The organism is Curtobacterium sp. VKM Ac-2852, from assembly GCF_013205045.1.
Taxonomy (GTDB): Bacteria; Actinomycetota; Actinomycetes; order Actinomycetales; family Microbacteriaceae; genus Curtobacterium; species Curtobacterium flaccumfaciens.
Map to the genome: position 1 here is coordinate 466541 of NZ_JABMLI010000002.1, position 24250 is coordinate 490790.

Sequence of the window (24250 nt, forward strand, 5' to 3'; positions counted from 1 at the left end):
AGCTCGCTCAGCGCTCGATCGCCGACGACGACCACTGCGACGGTGGGTCGATCCCGTCGGGCACCAGAGTGGCGGAGTCACCGCGTGCCGCGTTCACCTGCGCCTGTGTGAGGAACACCGCCGTGGACAGGTCCGCTCCGTCGACCCGTGCATCCCGCAGGTCGACGCCGAGCAGGTCGACTCCGGACAGGTCGGCACCGCGCAGGTCCGCCGCGATCAGCGTGGCTCCCCGCAGGTCGGCCCCGCGCAGCGAGCGTGCGCGGAGGTCGGAACCGGCGAGGTCCGCCCCCGGTCGCAGCAGGCCGTCCGGTGCGTCGTCCGCACCGGCGCTGTACCGGCCCCGTACCTCGGCGCTCACCTCGACGAGGACATCGCGCACTCGAGCGTGCAGTGGCTCCACGTCCAGCGCGAGGAGCATCGGCCGGCCAGCGTCGAGGCTTCGCCGGATCTCCTCCGCGAGGAGGGCAGTGTCGCCTGCTGAGTCCGGGGTCACCGCGCGGTCCTGCGCCTCGGCGAGGTGCCAGAGCATCTCGTGCAACCTGCGGACGATCGGGAACACCCGGAACATCTCCGCGCGGGAGTCCGGGTGGTCACGCCAACTGACCCCGTCGTAGAGGGTCTGGGACACGTACTGGCCAGCACCGGAGCAGTCGAAGACGGTGCAGCCCCGGAACCCGCGCGGCCGCAGCGCCTGGTGGATGGAGCAGGAGAAGTCGTCAGCGAGGTTGCCGCAAGGGGTGCCGGCGGGTTTGTCGATCGGGAAGTCGGCGGAGCGCTGGAACCCGAAGGCGGTGCAGCAGAGCGCGAAGCAGCTGCCGCAGTCCGCGCGCAGGGCGGACCGGTCGGTGGTCGTCATGGAGTGGTCTTCCTCTGGTGGTCTGGATGGTGTGCCGGGTGCGGGGGAACTCCTGGTGGAGCTCCCCGTCCGGGCGCACGAGACCACCCCCGCGCGTCGGCGGGGCGAACCGGTGGTGCTGGGTGACCGGTGGGTCACCGAGAGAGACGGAGGATCACTGCGGCCAGGCTAGCGTTCCCGGTGCGGCGGGAACGGGAATCGGGCGTACCCGGTCAGAACGACAGACCGGGTACGCCCGATTCGACCAGGTGTGCGCGGAGTCGCCCTACGACGACGTGGGCGGTGACGCCACCGACTCGATGCCGTCCAACCGCGCCTCTTCCGCGTCGTACCCCGCACGCACCTGGCGCAGCACCAGGTCGTCGATCTCGTCGGCGTCGCGCAGGCGCAACAGGGTCCTCGCCTTGTGCTGGACGAGTGCGAGCTCGAGGGCGACCGCGTTGTCGTGCCGCTGCAGCGCGGGGTGGTCGTCGTCGTCCCCCTCGCGGGCCTCGATCACGTCGAGGTGCGCCTCGTAGTCCTTCCGCAGGCGATCGACGGTGGCACGATCGGCTCCGGTCGACCGCGCCAGGCGGGGGAGCGCATCGAGCGCCTCCTCGATCGCGGTGCGTTCGGCGTAGCGACGTTCCTCGCTGACGGACTCGTCCTCGGGCAGCGCGGCGCGACGCAGGACGGCCGGCAGCACGAGGGCCTGGCCGACGATCGTGACGATGACCACGCCGGCGGTGACGAAGACGATGAGGTCCCGCTCGGGGAAGTCGCCACCGGACTCCAGGGTGCGCGGCACGGCGACGGCCATGGCGAGCGACACCGCGCCCCGGAACCCGGCGAACCCGCTGACGAGCCGGTCGCGGTGCCCTTCGCGGGGTTCCCCGCCGGTGCGCCGGGTGACGAGCCAGATGGTCCCGCCCGCGGCGTTGAGGAACGCGAACCGCACGATGACGAGCAGCACCGCGACCGCGAAGACGATCCCGGTCCCACGCAGCAGGTCGGCGGGGTCGAGCGCGCGGGCGGCGACCATCGCCTCGATACCGACCAGGACGAACAGCGCGCCGTTGAGCAGGAAGGTCAGGAACGACCAGAACGCGCGCACCTGCTGTCGGGTCTCGGCGCGGTCGAGCTTGGGGCCGACCTGGCTGACGACGATGCCGGCCGCCACGACGGCGAGCACGCCGGAGGCGCCGATGGCCTCGGCGGCCAGGAAGGCTGCGAAGGGCACGAGCAGGGTGACGAGGTTCTCGAGCACGACGGTGTCGACGCGCCGCAGCACCATCGTCCCGATCCAGGCGGCGGCGAGCCCGGCGGCGACCCCGCCGATGTAGGACAGGACGAGCATGCCGGACACGCCCCAGAACGTGAGCTCCTGCGTGCCGACGGTGACGGCCACCGCGATGCCGTAGACGACGAGGGTGGTGCCGTCGTTCACCAGGCTCTCGGCGCGGAGCACCGTGACGTTCCGCCGCGGCAGCATCTTCGTGAGCACGCCGACCGCGGTCGCGTCGGTCGGGGCGACCGCGGCGCCGAGCACCCAGGCCGGCCCCCACGGCATCCCGAGCAGGTGCAGCAGCACGGCGACGGCGCCGGCGGTCACCACGACGAGCAGGGTGCCCATCAGGACGATGCCGCGCAGGTTCTTCCGGATCTCGCGGAGCGACGTCGTCAGGCTCTCCCAGTAGAGCAGCGCCGGCAGGAACAGCAGCAGCACGGCCTCGGCGGGGAGCTCCACGTCCGCGAACTCCGGCACAAGCCCGAGCAGCGCGCCGAAGACCAGGAGCAGCACGGGTGGCGCGATCCGGATCCGGTCGGCCACGGCCGCCGTCAGTGCGATGGCGAGGCCGAGCACGACCACCAGTTCCGGTCCCAGCACGTGCACTCCGATCGTCGTCCGACCCGCCAGTCAACGCCGATCCACGGTGGATCCTTCCAGAACAGCCGGACGACGCGCCGCACCACACCCGCACGACGCGTCACGAGCCGCCGCATCACACCGCCCGCGGCCGCCGCACCACCCGCCGCCACCACGCGCGCCACGGCAGGGAGCTCACCAGCGCCGACCCGATCACGACGGTCCCGAACCACCCCACGACGACGCCCGGGATCGGCACGAGCAGACTCGCCCACAGCAGCACCGACAGCACCCCGAGCACGTACGCCGCCCCGGCCTTCAGGTACCGCAGCCGCTTGAGCCCCGCAGCCTGGTCGACCCGCGAGGTCAGGCGGGCCAGGGACACCGCGCCCACCCCGATCGCCCCGATGGCGACGGCGGCCTGCTCGAGGGCCCCGAGCCCGTCCGATCCGAGCGGCCCGGACCCCGACAGGCTGTACACGCCGTCGACGATCTCGAACAGCATGAACACGACGAGCCCCCGCTCGAACACGACGGTCGACGCGTACAGGTGGATGCGCCAGGCTCCGCGGCCGACCCCGATCGACGCCGTGTCCGACCCGCCGCCGACGGGGCCGCTGCGCAGCGCCCACGCCGCGGTCCGCTTCGACACGAGGTACGCGGCGATGCCGGCCACCCCGCCGAGCGCGACCGGCAGCAGCGCACCGGCGGCCCACCCGGAACGCGACCCGACGAGCACGGAGGTCACCACGACCCCGGTCAGAGCGGTGACCAGCGACCAGACGCGGGGTCGCGCGACGGAGGCGAGCCGCGCCTCCAGGCTGCCCAGCCACGACCTGCGGGACGCGCGGTCGGTGTTGAACAGGTACTCGGCGAAGACCTGCCAGATGAACGCGGCGCCGAAGGCGGCGAGGGCGGGACGCACCTCGGCCAGGTGCGCGGAGAACGAGCCGGGTGCGAAGACGGCTTCCTCCACCGAGCTCGCCGGGTCGGTCGCGTCGCCGACCGCGACGGCGGCCGGCGGCAGGAGCAGGCGCATCGCGAGCACGCCCGCGACGATGCCGAGCGACAGGAACAGCCGCCGGGCGGGGGAGTGCAGTCGGCCGGCGATGCCGGCCATCGGCACGGACGAGTCCGCGGCCATCGCGATCTCGAGGAACGCGAGGGCCACGAAGGCGAGCGCTGCGGCGGGGCCGAGCACCAGCCAGGCCGCCGCGGCGGCCGCGACGGTGATGAGCAGGGGGACGGTCAGGAGTGATCTCGTGGCCATCTGCCCATCCAGCACGGTCGGCCTGGGCGGCGCATGGAGCGCTCCTGGGCATCGGCCTGGAGGCCCGTGGGGACCCCGCCACTCGGGTGACGGCCCGTCCCCACTTGCGGGGACGGGCCGGTCGGGGGAAACGCAAAACACCGGTGTTCGCGTGTTGAACCGCGGTCTGCGCGTGTTCAACCGGCGAACACCGGTGTTTTGCGTCGGGTTCAGCGTCAGTCGTGGAACGTCTCGATGGACGCGCCGAGCGAGTTGAGACGCTCCTGCAGCTGCTCGTAGCCACGGGCGATGATGCCGACGTTGCGCAGGACGCTCTCGCCCTTCGCCGCGAGCATCGCCAGCAGGATCACCACGGCGGGCCGCAGCGCCGGCGGGCAGCTGATCTCGGCACCCGAGAAGTGCGTCGGGCCGGTGACGTCGAGGCGGTGCGGGTCACGCAGGGTGACGCTCGCGCCCAGGCGGGTGAGGTCGAGCAGGTGGATCGCCCGGCCCTCGTAGACCCAGTCGTGCACGAGCGTGGTGCCCTCGGCCATGGCCGCGATGACGACGAAGAACGGCAGGTTGTCGATGTTCAGGCCGGGGAACGGCATCGCGTGGATCTTGTCGATCGGCGCGTGCAGCTCGGACGGGTGCACCGTGATGTCGACGAGGCGGGTACGGCCGTTGGCGGCGGGGTACTCCTCGCTGACGTCGAAGCGCAGGCCCATCTCGGCCAGGGTCGCGAGCTCGATCTCGAGGAACTCGATCGGCGCACGCGTCACGGTGAGGGTCGACGCGGTGACGATGCCGGCGGTCAGCAGACTCATCGCCTCGACCGGGTCCTCGCTCGGCCAGTAGTCCACGACCTCGTCGATCTTGCTCTTGCCGGTGATGCGGAGCGTGGTGGTGCCGATGCCCTCGATCTGCACCCCGAGCAGCTCGAGGAAGAAGCAGAGGTCCTGCACCATGTAGTTGGGGCTGGCGTTCCGGATGACGGTCTCGCCGTCGCGGGCCGCGGCGGCCAGGATCGCGTTCTCGGTCACGGTGTCGCCGCGCTCGGTGAGCACGACCGACTTGGTGGGGACGGCCTGGTTCGCGACGTCGACCTCGTACCAGCCGGAGGTCGCCTCGACGTCCACGCCGAACGGACGCAGCGCGATGAGGTGCGGCTCGACCGTGCGGGTGCCGAGGTCGCAGCCGCCGGCGTAGGGCAGCCGGAAGGACTCGTACCGGCCGCTGAGCGGGCCGAGGAACATGAGCACGCTGCGGGTGCGGCGGGCGGCGTCGGCGTCGATCGCGTCGAGGTGCAGGTCGTCGGGGGCGACGATCTCGAGGGTCTCGCCGTCCTCCGACCAGGTGACGCTCGCGCCGAGGCTGCGGAGCACGTCGATGATGCGGTCGACCTCGACGATCCGGGCGACCTTGTGCAGACGGGTCACGCCGCGGTTGAGCAGCGAGGCGCAGAGCAGCGCCACGGCGGCGTTCTTGCTCGAGTTCACCGCGATGGAGCCGCTGAGCTTCCGGCCGCCCTGCACGCGCAGGTGGGCGCGTTGCGGGGCGCCGCCGATCGAGACGATCTGCTGGTCGAGGGCGTCGCTGATGCGGGTGAGCATCTCGAGGGACAGGTTCTGCCCACCCTGCTCGATGCGGTTGATCGCGCTCTGGCTGGTGCCGACGCGTTCGGCGAGCTGGGCCTGCGTCATGCTGCGGCCCTTGCGGGCGCCCCGGATCAGGGCGCCGACCTCACGGAGGGGTGCTGCGGTCGCCGGAGATGACGGCGAGACGACGGTGGTGGTGTCGGTCATGCGCGCCACGCTAACACGCTCATGAGATAAACCGATGGAAGATCGACACCCGTTGCGCGTCCTGAGGTCTCGAATACGTCACAGTTGGGAATTTCGGGGGACGAACGCTCAGGCATCGGTCAGGCGGCCGTCGACGACGGTGACCAGGCGGTCGAGCGCGTCGCGGTGGACGAGATCGTGCGTGACGAGCATCGTCGCCGTGCCCTGCTCGTGCGTGAGGCGCGCGATCAGCGCCATGATGTCGGCACCTCGCTCCTGGTCGAGCGCGCTGGTGGGTTCGTCGACGAGCAGGACGGACGGGGTGTTCACCAGGGCGCGGGCGATGGCGACCCGTTGCCGCTGGCCGCCGGAGAGCTGCGCGGGACGCTTGCCGCGGTGCTCGGCCAGACCGACCGCTGCCAGCAGGGCATCGGCACGGGTGCGCACCGCGGTCCGGTCTCGGCGGCCGCCGCCGAGCTCCGCCATGACGAGCAGCTGTTCCCGAGCGGTGAGCGACTCGATGAGGTTCGACTGCTGGAAGACAATGCCGACCTGGTCGCGGCGGAGCGTCGTCGCCTCGTTCCGGCTCAGGGTCGCTGCGTCGACGTCGTTGATCCACACGTGCCCGGAGTCCGGGCGGATCAGGGTCGCCGCGACCGCGAGGAGTGAGGACTTCCCGGAGCCGGAGGGCCCGGTGATGCCCGTGACGACCCCGCTCGGAGCGGTCAGGGACACGCGGTCCACTGCGGTGATGCGGGAGTCGCCGTCAGGAAAGGTGAGGGTGACGTCGTCGAGGGTGATCATCGGTTGCTCCCGAGTGCGGTGAGGGGGTCGGCCTTGGTGACGGTGCGGAGTGCGACGGCGGCACCGGCCAAGCCGAGGACGACCATCACGGCGGCCGGCAGCAGCGTGGTGAGCGGGCTGAGCAGGAACGGCAGGACACCGTTCGCGAGCGTCCCCAGGACCGACACGAGACCGATCCCGACCCCGACGCCCGCGGCCAGGACGACGAGTGCCTGGCCGAGGGCATCGCCCACGAGCGACGCGTCGGAGGCGCCGAGGGCCTTCAGGACGGCGATGTCGTCGGCACGCTGCAGCGTCCACACGGTGAAGAACGCCCCGACGACGAGCGCGGAGACACCGAAGAGCATCACGATCATGAGTCCGAGGGACCCGACCTCCGACTTGAACGTCTCGATCGCGGTGAGGCTGGCGAGCGGTGACACGGCGACGGTGCGCGTGCGGTCCGCCGTGCTGCCCCAGTCCGGCGTTCCGGAGACGGCGAGCACGGTCGCTTCGCCGTCCCCGCCGAGGCGCCGGTCGGTCGACGCCCACGCCGTCGGGGAGAGCGCGACGACGGGGGTGTGGCTGTACCAGGCGTCTCCGCCGACGGTGGCGACCCGGTAGGTCGTCCCGGTGATCGTGACGGCGTCCCCGACGGCGACGTCGAGGTCCTTCGCTGCGCCGGCGGACAGACCCACCGTGTCGTCGGACCTCGGAGCCAGGTCGGTGACCGTCGACGCGGGGGCTCCCCGTGGGACGCCGAACAGGGCGACGGCGACCGCTGGTGCGGCTTCGGCGTGCACAGCGGCGCGCCCCTGTGCGATCCCGATCGGCGTGACCTGCTCGACGCCGGAGGACTCCCGCCACGCGGACACCGTCGCGGCGTCGATCGTCGACTGCGAGAACGATGGTTGCCCGGTCGAGGGCCCCTGCAGGACGAGCCGGTTCCCGGGGAGGCCGAGGACCGCGGACACGTTCTGCGCGGCGAGGCCGCCGGTCAGGCCAGCGAGGAAGCCGACGAGGAGGGTGATCAACGACACCACGGACCCGATGAGCACGAACCTGCCACGGGCGGATCGGAGGTCGCGCCAAGCGACGAACACGATGGTTCCTTCCCGACGGCAGGGGCGCTCCCTGCCGTCCAGACGAGCCTCGCCGTCGTGGGTCCAGGTGCCATCGCCGGGAGGTTGACTGCTCTCGTCCAACTTCTGGTTGATGTCCGGTGGGTCGTGGCCGCCGTACGCTGCAACGGACATGGCACACAGCACCCTCACGCCCGTGTTCGTCGGGCTCCGCACCGGACTGCACGTGCTGTTCGCCGCGCTCGTCGCACTCGTCGTCGTCCGGGTCCTCGTCGTCCGCGACCCGACCATGTGGGCGGCGATCGCCCTGGTGGCCGGGTTCGCGGTCCTGTACCTGCTCGGTGCCGGTGTCGCCGCCGCGCCGGAGGCACGCCGAGCCGTGGTGGGAGCGGCCTGGATCACCGCCTTGACCGTCGTGTGGGTGGCGTTGCTCGTCCTGGTGCCGGAAGCGGCGTACCTGGTGTTCCCGTTGTTCTTCCTCTACCTGCACGTCCTGCCCCGGATCGTCGGGCCGGCCGCCGTGGTCGCAGCGACCCTGATCGCGGTCGTCGCCCTGGGCCTGCACGGCGGCTTCACCGTGGGCGGGGTGATCGGGCCCCTCGTCGGTGCCGGGGTCGCGTTGCTCATCGGCCTCGGCTACCGGGCGCTCGCCCGCGAGTCCGTCGAGCGGGAGGCGCTGCTGGCAGAACTCCTCGCCACCCGCGACCGACTCGCCGCGACCGAACGGCAGCAGGGCGTCCTCACCGAACGCGCCCGCCTGGCACGCGAGATCCACGACACCGTCGCGCAGGACCTCTCCAGCATCCAGATGCTCCTCCACGCCGCCGAAGCAGCCGACGGCAGCCGGCCGGGCATCGAGCACATCCGCCTCGCACGCGCCACAGCGGCCGACGGCCTCGCCGACACGCGGCGCTTCATCCGGGAGCTCGCACCGCCGTCCCTCGATGCCGGCCTCCCCGCGGCACTGCGCCGCCTCAGCGACCAGTGGCACCGCGAGGGGCTCGGCATCACCGTGACGGCCGCACCCGAAGCGTCGGAGTTGACGATGGACGTGCAGACCGCTCTGCTGCGCATCGCCCAGGGGGCCGTCGCGAACGTCGCCCAGCACGCCGGTGCCACGACCGTCGACATCAACCTCGACGTCAGCGCGACGCACGCGTCCCTGCGGGTGCAGGACGACGGCTGCGGCTTCGACCCTGACCGTGTCGGCACCCGCTCCGGCACGTCCGACGCATTCGGGCTCCGCGCGATGGGTGAACGTGTCGACCAGCTGGGTGGCCGTCTCACCATCGACAGCGCACCCGGGAACGGCACCACCATCACCGCGACCGTGGAGGTCGGCGGCCCGTGATCCGACTCGTCATCGCGGATGACCACCCCGTCGTCCGCGCCGGCCTGCGCGCACTCCTCGACGGGGCGGTCGACATCGACGTCGTCGGGGAAGCCGCGACACCCGACGAAGCCGCAGCGCTCGTGTCGTCCTTGGACCCCGACCTCGTGCTCATGGACCTGCAGTTCGGGCAGGACCGCACCGGTGCCGACGCCACCCGGCAGATCCGTTCGACCGACGCCGCGCCGTACGTCCTCGTCCTCACCAACTACGACAGCGACGGCGACATCCTGGGCGCCGTCGAAGCGGGGGCCAGCGGGTACCTGCTCAAGGACACGCCACCCGACGAACTGCTCGCCGCGGTGCGCGCCGCAGCCGCCGGTGAGAGCGCCCTCGCGCCGGCGGTCGCCAGCCGCCTGATGGCACGGATGCGTGCGCCACGGGTCAGTCTGTCCGCTCGCGAGATCGAGGTCCTCCGGCTCGTCGCCGAGGGCGCCTCGAACGTCGACGTGGCAGCACGCCTGCACATCACCGACGCCACCGTGAAGTCACACCTGGTCCACGTGTTCTCCAAGCTCGGCGTCGGATCCCGGACCGCCGCGGTGTCCGAGGCCCGGGCGCTCGGCATCCTCCGCTGACGGAGCTGACGGTACTTCCCGCTCGCGGACACCAGGGCATCGCACCGCTCAGGGATCGGTCAGGGTGCCCCGGACGATCGAGTCACCGGAGTGCGCCGGATCACCGTCGTCGGCCTCGGCCGAGACGTCCACGACCGGGAACTCCGCGGTGTCGACGCCGTCGGGCACCGTGAAGCGGCCCTGGTCGCCGTCGAGGTAGCCGACGCTCACCAGTCCGCCGAGGTCCGACCGCATCATCCAGACTTCGCGCAGCGGACCGGTGCCGGAGCGACCGCGCTCTCCGTGCAGGTCGACGAGCAGGGTCACCCGGCCGTCCTGGTCACGTTCGAGTTCGGCGCGGCCGGTCGTCCCCGACCAACCGGGCAGCGCTGCGAGCTCGGTGTTCGCCAGGACGGTCTCGGTGTCGCCGCGGGGGAGTCCGGGGACGATCCCCGACGCCACACCGATGCCGAGGACGACGGCCAGGACACCGACGCCGGCGATCGCGATGGCGAGGGCTCGGCGACGACGGGGACGGGATCGGGGTCGGCGGGCCACGGCGTGGTGCTGGGCGCCAGACCGGGTCCCGCCGGACGCGCGTTCGGCCGCTCGGCCGGGTTCGGTCGCCGGCGCCGCGGCCTGCTGCGGCGTCCGGGCGATCTCGGCCGCGATCCGGTCCCACACGTGCTCCGGGGGCGCGGCCAGCGTGACGTCCTCGGACGCCCGGGTCACCGCGGCGACCCGCTGCAGCGCGGCCACCTCGTCGCGGCACCGGTCGCAGGACGCCAGGTGCTCGGCGACGTCGTCGGTCGCGACCTGGTCGGAGACCGCGAGCATCGCCAGCGTCTCGTCGTCGACGTGCTTCATTCGATCACCTCCAGACGTGTTCGGAGCCGAGCCAGACTTCGGTGGATGTGGCTCTTGACGGTGCCCAGCGGCAGTTCGAGCCGTTCGGCGATCTCACGATGGCTGAGGTCGTCGTAGAACGCCAGTCGCATCACGCGCCGTGGGACCTCGTCGAGCCGCTCGAGCTCTCCGGCGACCAGTGCGCGTTCGGCCAGGTCGAAGGCCGGTTCCGGCGCCGGGGTGGTCTCCTCGACCACGTCCGGGTCGGCGGCGCTGGCGTGCCGACGGCGCTCGTTCTGCGCGTCGGCGATGCAGTTCCGGGTGATGCCGACCAGCCACGCGCCGAGCGGGGCGCGGCCGGGGTCGTAGCTCGTGCTGCGCTGCCAGGCCTTCACGAAGACCTGCTGCGTGACGTCCTCCGCGGCGGCCGGGTCGGCCAGGGCGCGCAGGGCCAGCGAGTACACGAGCGACGACCACCGCTCGTAGACGGCTCGCAGGGCGTGCTCGCCCCCGGCGCGGAACGCGTCAGAGAGCTCGCTGTCGTCCGGGAGGATGGTCGTCACGTCTTCCTGTCGCTGGCGCGGTCGTCGTCGACCACGGTCCGATCGTAGGGGGCGGATCGTCGCCACGGTCAGGCGGGGACCGCGGTGACGACGAGGTTGCTCTCGTAGTGTCCGGTGGCTGCGTCGAACGTCCCGCCGCAGGTCACCAGGACGAGCCGTCGGGGCCCGTCGTCACGGAACACCTCACCCCAGGGGAGTCCCTGCTTCTCGAGCATGCTGACGGAGTCGATCCGCCACGCGGTCTCGGCACCGTCCGCGTCGGTCAGGGTGACCCGGGTGCCGGACGGGGTGTCGCCGAGGCGGGAGAACGGACCGATGCCGTAGCCGACCGCGTCGACGTGGGCCGCGATGACGACGGTGCCCTCGGTGGACGACGGTGCGGCACCGAACCGGTACCAGCCCGCGGTGGCCGGGTCGGGCGGGAGCGCCATCGCGCCGTCCTCGTCGACCCCCTCCGGACGGATCGGCGCGCTGATACCGGCGTGGTCGACGGTGATGGTGGTCGGGGCGGGGGCGTCCCGGACCGGGGGGATCGTGGCGGCCTGCTGCGGCACCTCGGTCGAGAACGCCGACGGGACCGGTGTGGGGGCGGTGGTCATCAGGACGGACGGCTGCCCGCCGGGGGTGGTCCCGGCCGACGAGCACCCGGTCAGGGCGGAGGCCGCCACGGCGACGACGAGCGTCACCGTGGCGGACCGCACGGGGCGTGGCACGTTCAGCGGCGGGTCGCCGCGTGCCGGCGGCGGAGCACCACGGCCCCGATCGCGGCAGCGGCGGCCAGTGCGGCCGCCGCTGCGCCGACCAGGGGCAGGGGGTCCTGGTCGTTCGTGGCCACGAGACCGGCGTTCCCGGCAGGGACGCCGTTCGGCGTGCCACCGAGGTCCGCGATCGTCTGCGTGGCGAGGGCGAGGTTGTCGTCGTCCAGGCTGCCCCAGGCGTAGACGATGGTCGACGAGCCCGCGGTGACCGCAACGTCCGCCGGGCCGATCACGGGGTCGGTGGTCCCGGTGGCGGCGACGGTCGCGGACACGGTGCCGGCCGGCAGCTCGAGTGCCTGCTCGTCGGGGTTCGACAGGTTCGACACGACGGCCTTCCCGCCGGCGAGGACGTCGACGGCCGGTGCGGCGGCGACGTGCCGGACGACCAGGCGTCCCTGGCCGGCCGCGACGGCCGAGGTGTCGTTGGTGAACACCGTGGCGGTGGGTGACCCGTCCGTGGCGTCGTGGGCGACGGCGGTGTAGTTGCCGCCGGCGTCGAACGAGACGTCCGCCGGGCCGATGATCGGCTTCGATGCGTCGGTGGCGTCCGAGGCGGTGATCGCGAGCTGGTGTGCACCGGCCGGCACCATCATGGGGCCGGCGAGGGTGCCCGGGGTGAAGTCGTCGATGGCACGTTCGCCGTCGAGGTAGACGTCGACGGTGACGTCCGGCACGGCGTGGAGGACCGAGAGCGTCGCCTCGCCGGTGGCGGCGGTCGCAGCGGTCGCGGGCAGTACGGCCGCGGCGGCGGCGAACAGGACACCGGCGCTGAGGCCGGTGGCGAGTGTCTTGCGCATGACGTGTCTCCTTCGGGCCTGTCCGGGCCGGTGCGGACGACGTCGTCCTCGACGTCGTACCCCCACTACCGCCGGAGCACCCCGATCGGATGCAGCGATTTCCTGGGGATCAGCTGAGACGGCGCCAGACCCCTGCGTTGCCCGGACGCGACCAGGTCTCCGGATCGCCCGTGACGGCCTCGTCCCCGGCTCCCAGGTCGGTGAGCCGGTACGCGGAGTCCGGCGTCCACCCGGCGACGACGCTCGCGCGGCTGCCGTCGACCGGCACGGTGAGCCCGGAAGTGCGGAACCAGCCCGCGACGGTCAGGTGCACGACGTCGTACTCGGTGGCCACCGCGGACCAGTCCGGCAGCACCCAGTCGCCCTGCCGTCCGGTCGCCACGGGCCAGTCGTTCCGTCGGGTCGTCCCCGTCACGTCGAGCGGCCAGCGCCGGCACAGCGCGGCCCAGTCGGCGGGACCGTCGACGGTGCACACGCGCGCCGTGGCATCGGCCGGCACCGCCGAGACGACGGCGCGTTCCTGCCCGAAGGAGTCCTCGACCGCCCAGAGCGCCAGCGGACCGGCGGACGGGAACGGCGCTCGCGTGTGCTGCGCGAGCGGCCACGGCGGCGTCGTCCACCACACCCCGCTGCCGGTCCCCGGACTTCCCTCGGAGATCTCGTCCCGCAGCTCCAGCGCCCAGTCGGCCAGTGCCGCCTCCGCGCTCGGACGACGGGGCTGGTCGCCCTCGTCGAACTCGACGCTCCATGCTCCGCCCTGCGGGTCGGAGAGCCGGCGCACGACCGGGCTGTCGACCGCCCACCGAGCGAGCCGCCGAAGCGCGGCCAGCAGTTCCGTCCGAGCGAGGAGCGCGTCCAGCGCATCGGGCTGCTGCCACCACAGCGCGCTCTCCGCAGTCGACTCGAGTGCGACCACGACGTCGTCCTCGCCCACGGACGGCAGGGACACCGCCGCGAGTGCGCTCGCCACCGCTGCCAGGTTCGGAGCCGGATCGGGTTCGACCGCACCACCGATGCCGAAGAGCGTTCGGTCGTCGCCGCGTTCGACGCCGAGGTGGTGCTCCGCCCAGAAGAGCAGGTCGCCGAGTTGTAGGGCGGCCGGGTCGTCGGGGTCCTGGACACCGCTGACGAGCTCCAGGCAGAAGCGCCGGCCACGCGGGTGGGCGAGCAGGTCCGAGGCATCGATCACCGAACCAGGCTAGTGATGGCCGCTAACGCACCCGTCGCACCCGCCGATAGTCCTCCGTGCAGGCCCACGGACGGGCCCGCATCCCGCCCCACGGACGGCGGCGGGACGATCGAGAACCAGGACGGGCCATGATCGTCGTCACACGACTGAACGGCAGCGGATTCGCTGTGAACCCCGATCTCGTGGAGCGCATCCAGGAGACGCCGGACACGACGCTCATCATGGTCGACGGCGCGAAGTACATCGTGCGGGAGTCGATGGCCGACGTCATCGACCTGATCGCCGCGTACCGCGCCCGCATCGTCGGGATGGCCTACGGCACCGACCAGGCCCCCCGCTCGAGCACGAACACCGGCCCGCAGCCCACGCTCGCCCCGGTCGCCGCACTCCGCTCCACGCAGCACGGCCGCGCGCTGGACGGGGGTCGCTGACGTGGACATCGCAACGATCGTCGGCATCCTGCTCGCCTTCGGCGCCCTGTTCGGCATGGTCCAGATGGAGCACGTCGAGCTCGGTGGACTCTTCCTGCCCGCCCCGATGCTGCTCGTGTTCGGCGCCACCATCGGCTGCGGCATCGCCAGCACCACGCTGAAGGACGCGATCGCCAGCTTCAAGGCGGTCCCGAAGGCGTTCACCGGCAAGGTCACCCCGCCGGCGTCGGTCATCGACGACGTCGTCGGGCTCGCCGAGACCGCCCGCGCCAACGGCCTGCTCGCCCTCGAGCAGGAGGCAGACAAGCACGACGACCCGTTCATGAAGAAGGCGCTGCAGAACATCGCGGACGGCACCGACGGCGACGAGCTGCGGATCCTGCTCGAGGACGAGATCGAGTCGAACGCGGCCCCGACCCGGAGCGCGAGTGCGTTCTTCATGGGCCTCGGCGGCTTCGCCCCGACCGTCGGCATCATCGGCACCGTGGTCTCGCTGACCCACGTGCTCGCCAACCTCGGCAAGCCCGACGAGCTCGGACCGCTGATCGCCAGCGCGTTCGTCGCCACCCTGTGGGGTCTGCTGACCGCGAACTTCATGTGGCTGCCGATCGGCGGCAAGCTCCGCAAACTCGCCCAGCTCGAGTCGGACCGCCAGACGCTCCTGATGGAGGGGCTGCTCGCGGTGCAGGCCGGCAGCCAGCCCCGCCTGCTCGGTGAGCGGCTGAAGGCCATGGTCCCGCCCGCTGCCCGCGCCGACACGGGTGGCAAGGCCGGCAAGGCCGGCAAGAAGGCCGACGCGGCCGACGACCAGCAGCTGGCGGCCTGACCGTGAGCGCCAACCCCCGGGGCCGCGGCCGCGGTCGCGCGAAGAAGTCCCACGACGAGGCCGAGCACCCCGACGAGCGCTGGATGGCGTCGTACATGGACATGATCACGGTGCTGATGTGCATGTTCCTCGTGCTCTTCGCGATGTCCACCGTCGACCAGGAGAAGTACATCCAGCTGAAGCAGTCGCTCGCCACCGGCTTCGGCGAGGTCGACTCGCAGAAGATCGACACCGCGAGCGGCACCGTCGTGACGAAGGACCAGGTCGAGGACGGATCCGGCTACTCGACGGACAAGTCCCAGGCCGACCACTCGACCGCATCGTCGGGCACGAAGGACACCAACGTCGACCCCGCGTCGACGGTGGTGCCGACGACGGCGACGAAGCAGGACCTCGCCGAGGCGAAGCGCGAGCTCGACGACCTGACGAAGCTCGAGCGTGCGATCCAGCACAACCTGGCGAAGGCGGGCCAGACCGAGAACGTCCAGTTCACCGTGGACGCCCGCGGCCTGATCGTCCGGTTGATCGGCAGCGAGACGTACTTCGGCACGAACAGCGCGGACCTGTCCGACCAGGCGCGGTCGATCATGGACGCCATCGCGCCGGTGCTGAAGACCTCCGACCACGACGTCAGCGTCGAGGGGCACGCCGACCAGCGGAACTCGACCGCGCCGTACGCCACCAACTGGGAGCTCAGCGCAGCGCGGGCGACCGGGGTCCTGCGCGACCTGGTCGAGCGGGGCGGGATGCCCGGCGAGCACGTGCAGAGCGTCGGGTTCGGGTCGAGCCGGCCACTGGCGAAGGGCGGCACGGACCGGGACCTCGCCCTGAACCGGCGGGTCGACATCGTGGTGCTGTCGAACGCCGACCAGGACGTCAGCGCGCTGATGCCGGCGCTGGCGAAGGCACAGGACGGAGCGCAGCAGGGCTGAGACACCGAGCGCAGCGGGGCCGGGACACGGAGCGCAGCAGGGCTGAGGCACGCACCGCGCGGAGTGCACCAGCGCTGACGCCACCGCCCCACTACGGGGTACAGCACTGACGGGTGCCCCACAGGTGACCGATAGACGCACCCGTGACCGAGACCCTGCCAGCGCCCGAGGTGTACGACTTCGCGCGCCCGTCGACGCTGGCCCGTGAGCACGCCCGGGTCCTCGAGCTCGCCTTCGAGACGTTCGCGCGCCAGTGGGGCACGCAGCTGACGGCGAAGGTCCGCGCGGTCAGCCAGGTCACCTGCGAGCAGGTGGAGATGACGACGTACGACGAGTACGCCGCGTCGCTGCCCGCGCTCACCGGCATGGTGCTGCTGCCGATCACCGGCCTGACCCCGAAGGGCGTGCTGCAGGTCCCGCTCGACGCTGCGCTCACGTGGGTGTCGCACGCACTGGGCGCCTCGAAGCCGCTGCCGACGCCGGACCGCACCTTCACGCCCATCGAGCAGGCCCTGGTCCGCAAGATCGTCGAGGACGCCCTGGACGACCTCCGCTACTCGTTCGGCGGGCTGCTCGCGCAGGACGTCGCGGTCGGCGGGTTCCAGTTCAACAGCCAGTTCGCCCAGGCCGCGCAGAAGGGCGACCTGATGATCGTCGCCTCGTTCTCGATCCGGGTCGGCGACCGCATCGCCCCCGGCACGCTGGCCCTGCCGGCCGAGGCCGTCCTGCCGCAGCTCGGCGAGGCCGCAGCGCACGTGTCGCCGGCCGACGCCCGAGCCCTGCTCGACGCGCAGCTCGAGAGCGTGCCCGTGGGCGTCAGCCTGCGCTTCGCCCCGGCCGCGGTCCTGCCGACGCAGGTCCTGCGGCTCGCCGTCGGCGACGTCCTGCCGCTGCCGCACCCGCAGCACCGGCCCCTCACCATCGCGGTCGACGGCGAACCCGTCGGCACCGCCGCGGTCGGCGCGAACGGCTCGCGCCTCGCCGGCATCGTCGTCACCACCACGAGCACGGAGCAGCACTGATGACCGAAACGACCACCCTCCACACCGCAGCGGCCGAGTCGCTCGCGGCGCAGCTCCCGACGGCCGCCCCCTTGACCGCGGTGCTCCTGCCTGGAGGCGCGACACCGGTCGTGCTCGACGCGGCGACGGACGCCGTGGTCGCCTCGTTCGTCGGCGGCCTGTCGGCCGACCTGGCGCTCGTGCTCACCGACCTCGAGGCGATCACGGCCGCCGGAGGCACCGACCACGGCATCGTGGCCGTCACGGACGTGCTGCGTCCGTCGCTCGAGGCCGCGGCCTCGGTCCTCGGCGTCGGGGTGCTCGGCGAGGCGAACCGCGAGTCGGCCGCGTCGCTGCTGGCCGACCCGGACACCGTCGTGTTCGAACTGGCTGCCGGTGGCCTGCCCGCCGGGTGGTTCGGCATCCGGGTCCGCGAGAACGGCACGGTGTCGGCGCCCGTCGTGGCGAACCTGCCCGCCGGCAACCTCGGCCGGATCAACAACGTCGAGATGACCCTGACGGTCGAGATCGGCCGCACCCGGATGTCGGTCCGCGACGTGCTCGGCATGGAGCCCGGCGCCGTCGTCGAGCTCGACCGCAGTGCCGGCGCCCCCGCCGACGTCCTGCTGAACGGCCGCCTCATCGCGCACGGCGAGGTCGTCGTCGTCGACCAGGACTACGCGGTCCGGATCACCCGCATCCTCGACGTCGCCGAGAGCGTCTGAGATCCGCACGTGGACACCCTCGTCGTCACCCTCCGCGTCGCGCTCTCGCTCGGCGTCGTGCTCGCCCTCATGTGGGTGCTGCACCGCGCGAGCCGCAAGCGCTTCTCGGGCAAGCCGTCGGGCCGTCGTGCCGCGACCGTCGAGGTCGTCGGTCGGCAGGGCATCGGCGGCAAGGCGAGCGTCGTCGTGGTCGACGTCGAGGGGGAGCGGCTCGTCCTCGGCGTGTCCGAGCACGGGGTCAACCTGCTCACCAGCGGGCAGGCGCCCGCGCCGGAACTCACCATCGTGACCGGACCGGTGGCACTGCCGGTGCGTCCCGCCCCGTCGGCCGACGCGTTCGGTCGGGAACTCGCGCAGCAGTCGGACGCCACCACGGGCCTCCCGGCAGGCACGGACGACGTGACCTGGGCGACCGACGCGACCAGTGCCGGCGCGCCGCTGCCGATGCGCCCGCGCAACCGTCGCCCGCAGCGCGCCGTGCCGAGCACACAGCAGCTGCAGGGCTCGATCCTGTCGGTCGACACCTGGCGCCAGGCCGCGGCCGCGCTGCGGAACCGGCGGGCCGGGTGAGCGCGGCAGGGCCGCACCGGCTGGCACGGTCGGGTCGACTCGTCGCCCTCGTCCTGCTCGTCCTGGCGGTCGTGGCCGGGTTCCTGATGCTCACGACGACCGGTGCGCACGCCGCCGGTGTCGTCGAACCCACCGCCCCGGCGACCCCGACCGCCCCCGCGACCGGTGACTTCAGCGTCAGCGTGAACGGCCCGGACGGCACCCCGTCGTCGGCCGTGGTGACGCTCATCGGCATCACGCTGCTGAGCGTCGCGCCCGCGCTGATGCTCATGATGACGTCGTTCACGAAGATCTTCGTCGTGCTCGCGATGACCCGGAACGCGCTCGGGCTGCAGTCGATCCCGCCGAACCAGGTGATCGCCGGACTGGCACTGTTCCTGTCGCTGTTCGTGATGGCGCCGGTGCTCGGGCACATCAACGACGACGCCCTGCAGCCCTACCTGGCCGGGCACCTCGACTTCAACCAGGCCGTCGAGATCGGCACGAAGCCCCTGCGGACCTTCATGCTCCACCAGACCCGCGACGAGGACGTCGCCCTGATCACCCGAGCCGCCGGGCTGGACAACCCGAAGTCGATGGCGGACGTGCCGATGACGACGGTGATCCCGGCGTTCATCATCTCGGAGCTCCGCAGCGCGTTCATCATCGGGTTCGTCATTTTCATTCCGTTCCTGGTGATCGACCTCGTCGTCTCCGCGGCCCTGATGTCGATGGGCATGATGATGCTCCCGCCGGTCATGATCTCGCTGCCGTTCAAGATCCTGCTCTTCGTGCTGGTCGACGGCTGGGGCCTCATCATCACGTCGCTCATCGAGAGCTACCACGTTGTCTAGGGGGCACGCATGAACCAGCAGGCCGTCATCGACCTCGTGCTCCAGGCGCTCCTGGTGTCCGGCAAGCTCGCCGCCCCGGTGCTCATCACCTCGCTCGTCGTCGGCTTCGCGATCTCGCTCTTCCAGTCGGTGACGCAGATCCAGGAGGTCACGCTCTCGTTCGTGCCGAAGGCGGTCGCCGTCGCGATCGCCCTGGTGGTCTGCGGCAACTGGATGATCTCGGAGATGATCGCGTTCACGCACGTCGCCTTCGACATGATCCCGAAGCTGCTCGGGGCCGGTTGATGGAGCTCAGCATCGACGCCGACCGTCTGGAGGCGACCATGCTCGCCGGCGTCCGGCTCGTCGCGTTCTTCGTCATCGCGCCGCCGTTCTCGTACCGGGCGTTCCCCGGTACGGTCAAGGTGATCCTCGGGCTGGGGCTCGCCATCGGCGTGGCCCCGCGCGTCGCCGTCAGCTACGAGTCGCTCGACACGGGGCCGTTCCTGCTCGCCCTGCTCACCCAGCTCGTCGTCGGGCTGTCCCTCGGGTTCCTGGTGTTCCTGGTGTTCGCCGCCGTGCAGTCGGCGGGTGCGCTCATCGACCTGTTCGGCGGGTTCACGCTCGCGCAGGCGTTCGACCCGCAGTCCCAGGTCAACGGCGCCCAGTTCACCCGCCTGTTCCAGATGACCGCGCTCGCGCTGCTCTTCACCTCGGGCGGCTACCAGCTCATCGTCGGCGGCCTGGTGCGGTCGTTCGACGCCGTGCCGCTCACCGGCACCTTCGCGGTGGACGGGCTCGCGTCGATGCTCGTGACCGCGATGTCGCAGATGTTCCTCGCCACCCTGCAGATCGCCGGTCCGCTCGTCGTCGTGCTCTTCCTGGCCGACGTGGGCCTCGGGCTGCTGACCCGTGTGGCACCGGCGCTCAATGCGTTCCAGATGGGCTTCCCGATCAAGATCGGCCTGACCGTCCTGTTCGCCGGCGCGCTCTTCATGGCCCTGCCCTCGGTGGTGTCGTCGCTGACCGGCGACGCCGTCGAGGCGATCACGGGACGGGGGTGACGACGTGTCCGACAGCGGAGAACGTTCCGAACAGGCAACCCAGCAGCGGATGCGCGAGGTCCACGAGAAGGGCCAGATCGGTCGCTCGCAGGACCTCGGCGCGTGGATCGGGATCGCCGTCGCGGCGCTCATGATCCCGGCCGCGATCGGCAACGCCGCGGCCGCCGGACAGGACCAGCTCCTCGCCGTGCAGCGCGTCATCGAGGACCCCGAGCTCGGTGCCGTGCAGGCCCTGCTCGCCGATGCCCTCGGTTCGATGGGTGCGACCCTCGGCCCGATGCTCGCGGTCGTCGCGGTCGCGGTGCTCGCCGCCGCCGTCACCCAGGGCGGGGTGCACTTCCGCAAGATGACGCCGCAGCCCGACCACTTCGATCCGATCGCCGGACTGAAGCGCGTGTTCGGCACCCAGGCGCTCTGGAACGGGGCGAAGGCGCTGCTGAAGACCGCCGTCGTCGGGCTCGTCCTGTGGTTCGCGGTGCAGGGGCTCATGCCGGTCCTGATGACGAGCGGCTCGCTGCCGCTGTCGGCCGTGCTCGAGGCCGCCGCCGCCGGGTCCGGCACCCTGCTGCGCGCCGCGATCGTCGCCGGGCTCGTCCTCGCAGCCCTCGACGTGTTCGTGGTGATCCGCCGCAACCGGAAGCGCACGATGATGACCAAGCGCGAGGTCAAGGACGAGAACAAGCGGAGCGACGGCGACCCGCTGGTGAAGTCGCAGCGCCGCTCCCGTCAGCTCGCGATGAGCCGCAACCGGATGATCCAGGCCATCGGCACCGCGGACGTCGTGATGACGAACCCGACCCACTACGCCGTCGCGATCAGGTACGAGCCGGGGAAGTCCGCGCCCCGGGTGGTGGCGAAGGGGGCCGGCCCGGTCGCCGACGTGATCCGCGCCCGTGCGGAGGAAGAGCGGGTGCCGATCGTCCGCGACGTCCCGCTCACCCGGGCTCTGCACGCCACGTGCGAGCTCGGGCACGAGATCCCCGTCGACCTGTACACGCCCGTGGCCCGCGTCCTGTCCTTCGTGATGGCGCTCAAGGCGCGCGGCACCGCGGCCGGCACGCACGCGCCGCCGCGGCCGACCAGCCCGGACGAGGTCGCGAGCGTCATCGACCCCGCCACCCTGACCGGGGACCTCCGCCCCCGCAGGCTCCGCACACCGCGCACCGCAGAGAACCAGACCGAAGGACTCCCCGCATGAACCGCAAGGACCTGCCGAAGCTCGTCGTCCCGGTGTTCATCGTCGGCATCATCCTGCTGCTGATCCTGCCGGTGCCGTCGTTCCTGCTCGACTTCCTGATCATCATCAACATCCTGCTGGCGCTGGTGATCCTGCTCACGACGCTGTTCGTGAAGAAGCCGCTCGACTTCTCGGTGTTCCCGTCCCTGCTGCTCGTCGCGACGCTGTTCCGGCTCGGCCTGAACGTCGCATCCACCCGGCTGGTGCTCGGCGAGGGCTTCGCCGGCGACGTCATCCAGGCGTTCGGCCACGTCGCCGTCTCCGGGTCGATCATCATCGGCGCGGTCATCTTCCTGATCCTCATCGTCATCCAGTTCGTCGTGGTGACGAAGGGTGCTGAGCGCGTCGCCGAGGTCGGGGCACGCTTCACCCTCGACGCGATGCCGGGCAAGCAGATGGCGATCGACGCCGACCTGAACGCCGGGCTGATCACCGACCAGGAAGCCAAGGAGCGCCGCGCCGCGGTGTCCGCCGAGGCTGACTTCTACGGCGCGATGGACGGTGCGTCGAAGTTCGTCAAGGGTGACGCGATCGCCGGCATCCTGATCATCATCATCAACCTGATCGGTGGCATCGCGATCGGCATGCTGCAGAACGGGCTGTCCGCCACCGACGCCCTGTCGAAGTACGGCATCCTGACGATCGGCGACGGCCTGGTCACGCAGATCCCGGCGCTGTTGATGGCGGTGTCGACGGGCATGATCGTCACCCGGTCCGGCGCCGAGTCCGAGATGGGTTCCTCGGCCGCGACCCAGCTGTCGCAGTCGCGGAACGCCCTGATGATCGCCGGCGTCGCCGCGATCGCGATGGGGTTCATCCCCGGCATGCCGATCCTGCCCTTCCTGCTCGTCGGCGCGACCCTGCTCTTCACGGGCTGGCGCATCGGCCGGAACGCCGCCCGGGCCGAGGCCGACGCCGCCCAGCAGCAGGCACTCGCGGCGGCGGCACCGACCGGCGACACCCCGGAGGACCTGCTCGAGCAGATGCGCGTGCACGCCCTCGAGATCCTGCTCGCCCCCGACCTGGTCGACATGGTCTCCGGCGCCTCCGACGACCTGCTCGGCCGGGTGCGTGCCCTCCGCCGCAAGATCGCGATCGACATGGGGATCGTCGTCCCGCCGGTCCGCACCCGCGACTCGATCGACCTGCCTCCGTCGACGTACGCCATCCGGATCGCCGGCGTCGAGGCCGGTCGGGGCACCGCACCCGCCCGCAGCGTCCTGGCGCTCGGCGACCACCTGGACGGGCTGCCCGGCACCTCGACCGTCGAGCCGGTGTTCGGCCTGACCGGCAAGTGGGTGCCCGCCGAGCTCCGGCACGCCGCCGAGATGACCGGCGCGACCGTGATCGACCGGGTCTCGGTGCTCGTCACTCACCTGCAGGCGGTCATCGGCGACAACGCCGCGCGCCTGCTCACCCGCGAGGACGTCAAGGTCCTGACCGAGGGCGTCAAGCAGGTCAACCCCGCCGCGGTCGAGGAACTCGTCCCCGGCATGCTCTCGATGGCCGAGCTGCAGCGGGTGCTGCAGGGCCTGCTCGCCGAGCGCGTGCCGATCAACGACCTCGGCCGGATCTGCGAGGCCCTCACGCTCCGCGCCAAGGTGTCGACCGACCCCGAGGGGCTCGTCGAGTCCGCCCGTGCGGCCCTCGGCCCGGCCCTCGCCGCCCGACACACCGACGCCGGCACCCTGCGCGTCATCATGATCGACCCGATGCTCGAGCAGTCGATGCTCGAGGGGCTCCGGCCGTCCGAGCAGGGCAGCCAGATCGTGCTCGACGCGCACCGCATCGAGCACGTCCTGGGCTCCGTCCGCGACGCCGTGCGCTCCGTGGAGGACCAGGGGCTCTCCGCCGTCCTGGTCTGCGCCCCGCAGCTCCGCCCGGCCGTGCACCGCATGGTCGCCGCCCAGTCGAACGGGCTCCCGGTGCTGTCGTACCAGGAGGCCACCGCCGCGGGCTCCACCATCGAGACCGTGGGAGTGGTCCGTGCCGCCGACCCGATTGCAGCGTAGCGGCGCCACGCTCGAGTCCCTCCGCGACGCGGTCCGGACCGAGTTCGGCGCGGGTGCGCGGATCGTCGCGGCCGAACGCGTGACCACGCCGGGTTTCGGCGGGCTGTTCCGCAAGGCGCACGTCGAGGCCACCGTCGAGGTGCCGGAACCGGGGGACCAGCCCACCGCCCGGGTCGTCATCGCCGACTCGCCCGTGCAGCGCGTCGGCATCGCCGCGCTGCTCGCCGACGCCGAGGCGGCCGAGGCTCGCATCGCCGGCACCGACGGCACCAGGGCGACGCGGGCCGACGCCTTCGCGTCGGTGCTCGACGGGTTCCAGGCGGACGGGATCACGCCGAGCGCCCCGCGCCCGACGCGTGCGCCGTCCCAGCCGGACGCGCCCACCGGGGTCGACCCGCGCCTCCAGGCCGCCGTCGACGCGCAGACGGTGGCGGACGCGCAGGCGGTGGCCGTCGCGCAGCCGGTCGTCGAGACCCGGTCGGGAGGCCCGTCCCGCGTCCTCGACGCGCCCTCGCCGGCACCGGTGGGCCGGCCCACCGCCCCGGCCGTGCGGTCCGCGGACGGTGACCTGGTGCTCCTGGTCGGGCGACCGAACGACGTCGACGCGGCCGCCGGGCTCTTCGCGGTGCGGCACGCGCTCCGGCCGACGGACGCCGCCGACCGCCGTGCGGCGATCCTGGCGCGGGCCGACGGTGTCCGCGACGGGCACGCCGTGCTCGCCGTCGCCGCGTGGGACGACCGGGCGACCAGCGACGCGCTGCAGGCCGACCAGGTGTGGGTCGTCGTCGACGTCGGGCGGAAGCCCGCGGACTCGGCCGCGATGGTGTCCGCGGTGGCCTCGCGACTGCCCGTGGTCGGCGTCGTGGCGATCGGTGCGGGGGAGACCGCCACGCCCGGGTCGGTGGACCTGCTGGGGCTCCCCGTCGTGTCGCTAGGCTGA

25 protein-coding genes are annotated in these 24250 nt (G+C 72.1%); 14 read left to right on the plus strand and 11 right to left on the minus strand.

All coding sequences use genetic code 11. The annotated features are described in order from the left end of the window. Nucleotides 1–7 precede the first annotated feature (7 nt). The 6 genes from HQQ79_RS08640 to HQQ79_RS08665 all read right to left on the minus strand — a co-directional run bounded on the left by HQQ79_RS08640 (nt 8) and on the right by HQQ79_RS08665 (nt 7621). Nucleotides 8–856 (minus strand): pentapeptide repeat-containing protein, encoded by an 849-nt coding sequence (locus HQQ79_RS08640; protein ID WP_173033716.1) that lies wholly within the window; start codon nt 854–856, stop codon nt 8–10. Nucleotides 857–1121: 265 nt separating this feature from the next. Further along, nucleotides 1122–2723, minus strand: a complete 1602-nt coding sequence (locus HQQ79_RS08645; RefSeq protein ID WP_111223767.1) for a Na+/H+ antiporter — start codon at nt 2721–2723, stop codon at nt 1122–1124. Nucleotides 2724–2838: 115 nt separating this feature from the next. Continuing rightward, nucleotides 2839–3972, minus strand: coding sequence for a DUF475 domain-containing protein (locus HQQ79_RS08650; protein ID WP_173033720.1), 1134 nt, complete (start codon nt 3970–3972; stop codon nt 2839–2841). A 215-nt stretch (nt 3973–4187) separates the two neighbouring features. Then, the gene (locus tag HQQ79_RS08655) at nt 4188–5756 is read right to left on the minus strand and encodes a UDP-N-acetylglucosamine 1-carboxyvinyltransferase (protein WP_173033722.1); all 1569 of its coding nucleotides are present in this window, start codon (nt 5754–5756) and stop codon (nt 4188–4190) included. 108 nt (nt 5757–5864) lie between these two features. Next, entirely contained in the window at nt 5865–6539 is a 675-nt protein-coding gene (locus tag HQQ79_RS08660) for an ABC transporter ATP-binding protein (protein WP_173033724.1), read from the minus strand. Then, nucleotides 6536–7621: an ABC transporter permease gene (locus HQQ79_RS08665; RefSeq protein WP_071244612.1), complete on the minus strand. Its 1086-nt coding sequence runs from the start codon at nt 7619–7621 to the stop codon at nt 6536–6538. The genes HQQ79_RS08660 and HQQ79_RS08665 overlap by 4 nt, the downstream gene beginning before the upstream one ends. 151 nt (nt 7622–7772) lie before the next feature. Here HQQ79_RS08665 and HQQ79_RS08670 point away from each other — a divergent pair, with 151 nt between their 5' ends. Together HQQ79_RS08670 and HQQ79_RS08675 are read left to right on the plus strand one after the other, a co-directional pair. Next, nucleotides 7773–8951 carry a sensor histidine kinase gene (locus HQQ79_RS08670; RefSeq protein ID WP_173033726.1) on the plus strand — a complete coding sequence of 393 codons (1179 nt, stop codon included), beginning with the start codon at nt 7773–7775 and terminating at the stop codon, nt 8949–8951. Further along, nucleotides 8948–9568 carry a response regulator transcription factor gene (locus tag HQQ79_RS08675; protein WP_071244614.1) on the plus strand — a complete coding sequence of 207 codons (621 nt, stop codon included), beginning with the start codon at nt 8948–8950 and terminating at the stop codon, nt 9566–9568. Before HQQ79_RS08670 ends, HQQ79_RS08675 begins: the two co-directional genes overlap by 4 nt. Nucleotides 9569–9616: 48 nt before the next feature. Here the strand turns inward: HQQ79_RS08675 and HQQ79_RS08680 are convergent, their stop codons facing one another. From HQQ79_RS08680 to HQQ79_RS08700, 5 genes are all read right to left on the minus strand, one after another. After that, complete coding sequence (locus HQQ79_RS08680; RefSeq protein ID WP_173033727.1) at nt 9617–10414, minus strand: anti-sigma factor; 798 nt, start codon at nt 10412–10414, stop codon at nt 9617–9619. After that, on the minus strand, nt 10411–10956 hold the full coding sequence (locus HQQ79_RS08685; protein WP_071244624.1) for an RNA polymerase sigma factor: 546 nt from the start codon (nt 10954–10956) through the stop codon (nt 10411–10413). The genes HQQ79_RS08680 and HQQ79_RS08685 overlap by 4 nt, the downstream gene beginning before the upstream one ends. Before the next feature lie 68 nt (nt 10957–11024). Next, nucleotides 11025–11657 carry a class F sortase gene (locus HQQ79_RS08690; RefSeq protein ID WP_173033729.1) on the minus strand — a complete coding sequence of 211 codons (633 nt, stop codon included), beginning with the start codon at nt 11655–11657 and terminating at the stop codon, nt 11025–11027. A 14-nt stretch (nt 11658–11671) separates the two neighbouring features. Next, complete coding sequence (locus HQQ79_RS08695; RefSeq protein WP_071403907.1) at nt 11672–12511, minus strand: DUF4397 domain-containing protein; 840 nt, start codon at nt 12509–12511, stop codon at nt 11672–11674. A 109-nt stretch (nt 12512–12620) separates the two neighbouring features. Beyond that, nucleotides 12621–13700: a hypothetical protein gene (locus HQQ79_RS08700; protein WP_173033731.1), complete on the minus strand. Its 1080-nt coding sequence runs from the start codon at nt 13698–13700 to the stop codon at nt 12621–12623. Nucleotides 13701–13828: 128 nt separating this feature from the next. On the opposite strand from HQQ79_RS08700, the gene HQQ79_RS08705 reads away from it, so the two are divergent. The 12 genes from HQQ79_RS08705 (at nt 13829) to HQQ79_RS08760 (ending at nt 24250) form a co-directional block, all read left to right on the plus strand. Beyond that, nucleotides 13829–14131, plus strand: coding sequence for a flagellar FlbD family protein (locus HQQ79_RS08705; protein ID WP_110863815.1), 303 nt, complete (start codon nt 13829–13831; stop codon nt 14129–14131). A 1-nt stretch (nt 14132) separates the two neighbouring features. Then, nucleotides 14133–14957: a motility protein A gene (locus tag HQQ79_RS08710; RefSeq protein WP_071244627.1), complete on the plus strand. Its 825-nt coding sequence runs from the start codon at nt 14133–14135 to the stop codon at nt 14955–14957. A 2-nt stretch (nt 14958–14959) separates the two neighbouring features. Then, a complete protein-coding gene (locus tag HQQ79_RS08715) occupies nt 14960–15889 on the plus strand; it encodes a flagellar motor protein MotB (protein ID WP_173033733.1) in 930 nt (309 codons plus the stop codon). Nucleotides 15890–16032: 143 nt separating this feature from the next. Beyond that, nucleotides 16033–16911, plus strand: a complete 879-nt coding sequence (locus HQQ79_RS08720) for a flagellar motor switch protein FliM (protein ID WP_027465537.1) — start codon at nt 16033–16035, stop codon at nt 16909–16911. Further along, nucleotides 16911–17615 (plus strand): flagellar motor switch protein FliN, encoded by a 705-nt coding sequence (gene fliN / locus HQQ79_RS08725; protein WP_173033735.1) that lies wholly within the window; start codon nt 16911–16913, stop codon nt 17613–17615. Before HQQ79_RS08720 ends, fliN begins: the two co-directional genes overlap by 1 nt. A gap of 9 nt (nt 17616–17624) precedes the next feature. Next, a complete protein-coding gene (locus HQQ79_RS08730) occupies nt 17625–18185 on the plus strand; it encodes a flagellar biosynthetic protein FliO (RefSeq protein ID WP_173033737.1) in 561 nt (186 codons plus the stop codon). Then, nucleotides 18182–19018, plus strand: coding sequence for a flagellar type III secretion system pore protein FliP (gene fliP / locus HQQ79_RS08735; RefSeq protein WP_173033738.1), 837 nt, complete (start codon nt 18182–18184; stop codon nt 19016–19018). The genes HQQ79_RS08730 and fliP overlap by 4 nt, the downstream gene beginning before the upstream one ends. A 9-nt stretch (nt 19019–19027) precedes the next feature. After that, nucleotides 19028–19303, plus strand: a complete 276-nt coding sequence (locus HQQ79_RS08740; protein ID WP_027465541.1) for a flagellar biosynthetic protein FliQ — start codon at nt 19028–19030, stop codon at nt 19301–19303. Further along, nucleotides 19303–20061 (plus strand): flagellar biosynthetic protein FliR, encoded by a 759-nt coding sequence (locus HQQ79_RS08745; protein WP_173033740.1) that lies wholly within the window; start codon nt 19303–19305, stop codon nt 20059–20061. The genes HQQ79_RS08740 and HQQ79_RS08745 overlap by 1 nt, the downstream gene beginning before the upstream one ends. A gap of 4 nt (nt 20062–20065) precedes the next feature. Then, nucleotides 20066–21259, plus strand: a complete 1194-nt coding sequence (locus tag HQQ79_RS08750) for an EscU/YscU/HrcU family type III secretion system export apparatus switch protein (protein ID WP_173033742.1) — start codon at nt 20066–20068, stop codon at nt 21257–21259. Next, nucleotides 21256–23310 (plus strand): flagellar biosynthesis protein FlhA, encoded by a 2055-nt coding sequence (locus tag HQQ79_RS08755; RefSeq protein ID WP_173033744.1) that lies wholly within the window; start codon nt 21256–21258, stop codon nt 23308–23310. The genes HQQ79_RS08750 and HQQ79_RS08755 overlap by 4 nt, the downstream gene beginning before the upstream one ends. After that, the gene (locus HQQ79_RS08760) at nt 23285–24250 is read left to right on the plus strand and encodes a hypothetical protein (protein ID WP_173033746.1); all 966 of its coding nucleotides are present in this window, start codon (nt 23285–23287) and stop codon (nt 24248–24250) included. Before HQQ79_RS08755 ends, HQQ79_RS08760 begins: the two co-directional genes overlap by 26 nt.

Coding starts and splice junctions, on each gene's coding strand:
- HQQ79_RS08670 (WP_173033726.1), top strand. CDS start 7,773: ATGGCACACAGCACCCTCACGCCCGTGTTCGTCGGGCTCCGCACCGGA.
- HQQ79_RS08655 (WP_173033722.1), bottom strand. CDS start 5,756: ATGACCGACACCACCACCGTCGTCTCGCCGTCATCTCCGGCGACCGCA.
- HQQ79_RS08695 (WP_071403907.1), bottom strand. CDS start 12,511: ATGCGCAAGACACTCGCCACCGGCCTCAGCGCCGGTGTCCTGTTCGCC.
- HQQ79_RS08680 (WP_173033727.1), bottom strand. CDS start 10,414: ATGAAGCACGTCGACGACGAGACGCTGGCGATGCTCGCGGTCTCCGAC.
- HQQ79_RS08640 (WP_173033716.1), bottom strand. CDS start 856: ATGACGACCACCGACCGGTCCGCCCTGCGCGCGGACTGCGGCAGCTGC.
- HQQ79_RS08745 (WP_173033740.1), top strand. CDS start 19,303: ATGGAGCTCAGCATCGACGCCGACCGTCTGGAGGCGACCATGCTCGCC.
- fliN (WP_173033735.1), top strand. CDS start 16,911: ATGACCGAAACGACCACCCTCCACACCGCAGCGGCCGAGTCGCTCGCG.
- HQQ79_RS08755 (WP_173033744.1), top strand. CDS start 21,256: ATGAACCGCAAGGACCTGCCGAAGCTCGTCGTCCCGGTGTTCATCGTC.
- HQQ79_RS08660 (WP_173033724.1), bottom strand. CDS start 6,539: ATGATCACCCTCGACGACGTCACCCTCACCTTTCCTGACGGCGACTCC.
- HQQ79_RS08740 (WP_027465541.1), top strand. CDS start 19,028: ATGAACCAGCAGGCCGTCATCGACCTCGTGCTCCAGGCGCTCCTGGTG.
- HQQ79_RS08650 (WP_173033720.1), bottom strand. CDS start 3,972: ATGGCCACGAGATCACTCCTGACCGTCCCCCTGCTCATCACCGTCGCG.
- HQQ79_RS08705 (WP_110863815.1), top strand. CDS start 13,829: ATGATCGTCGTCACACGACTGAACGGCAGCGGATTCGCTGTGAACCCC.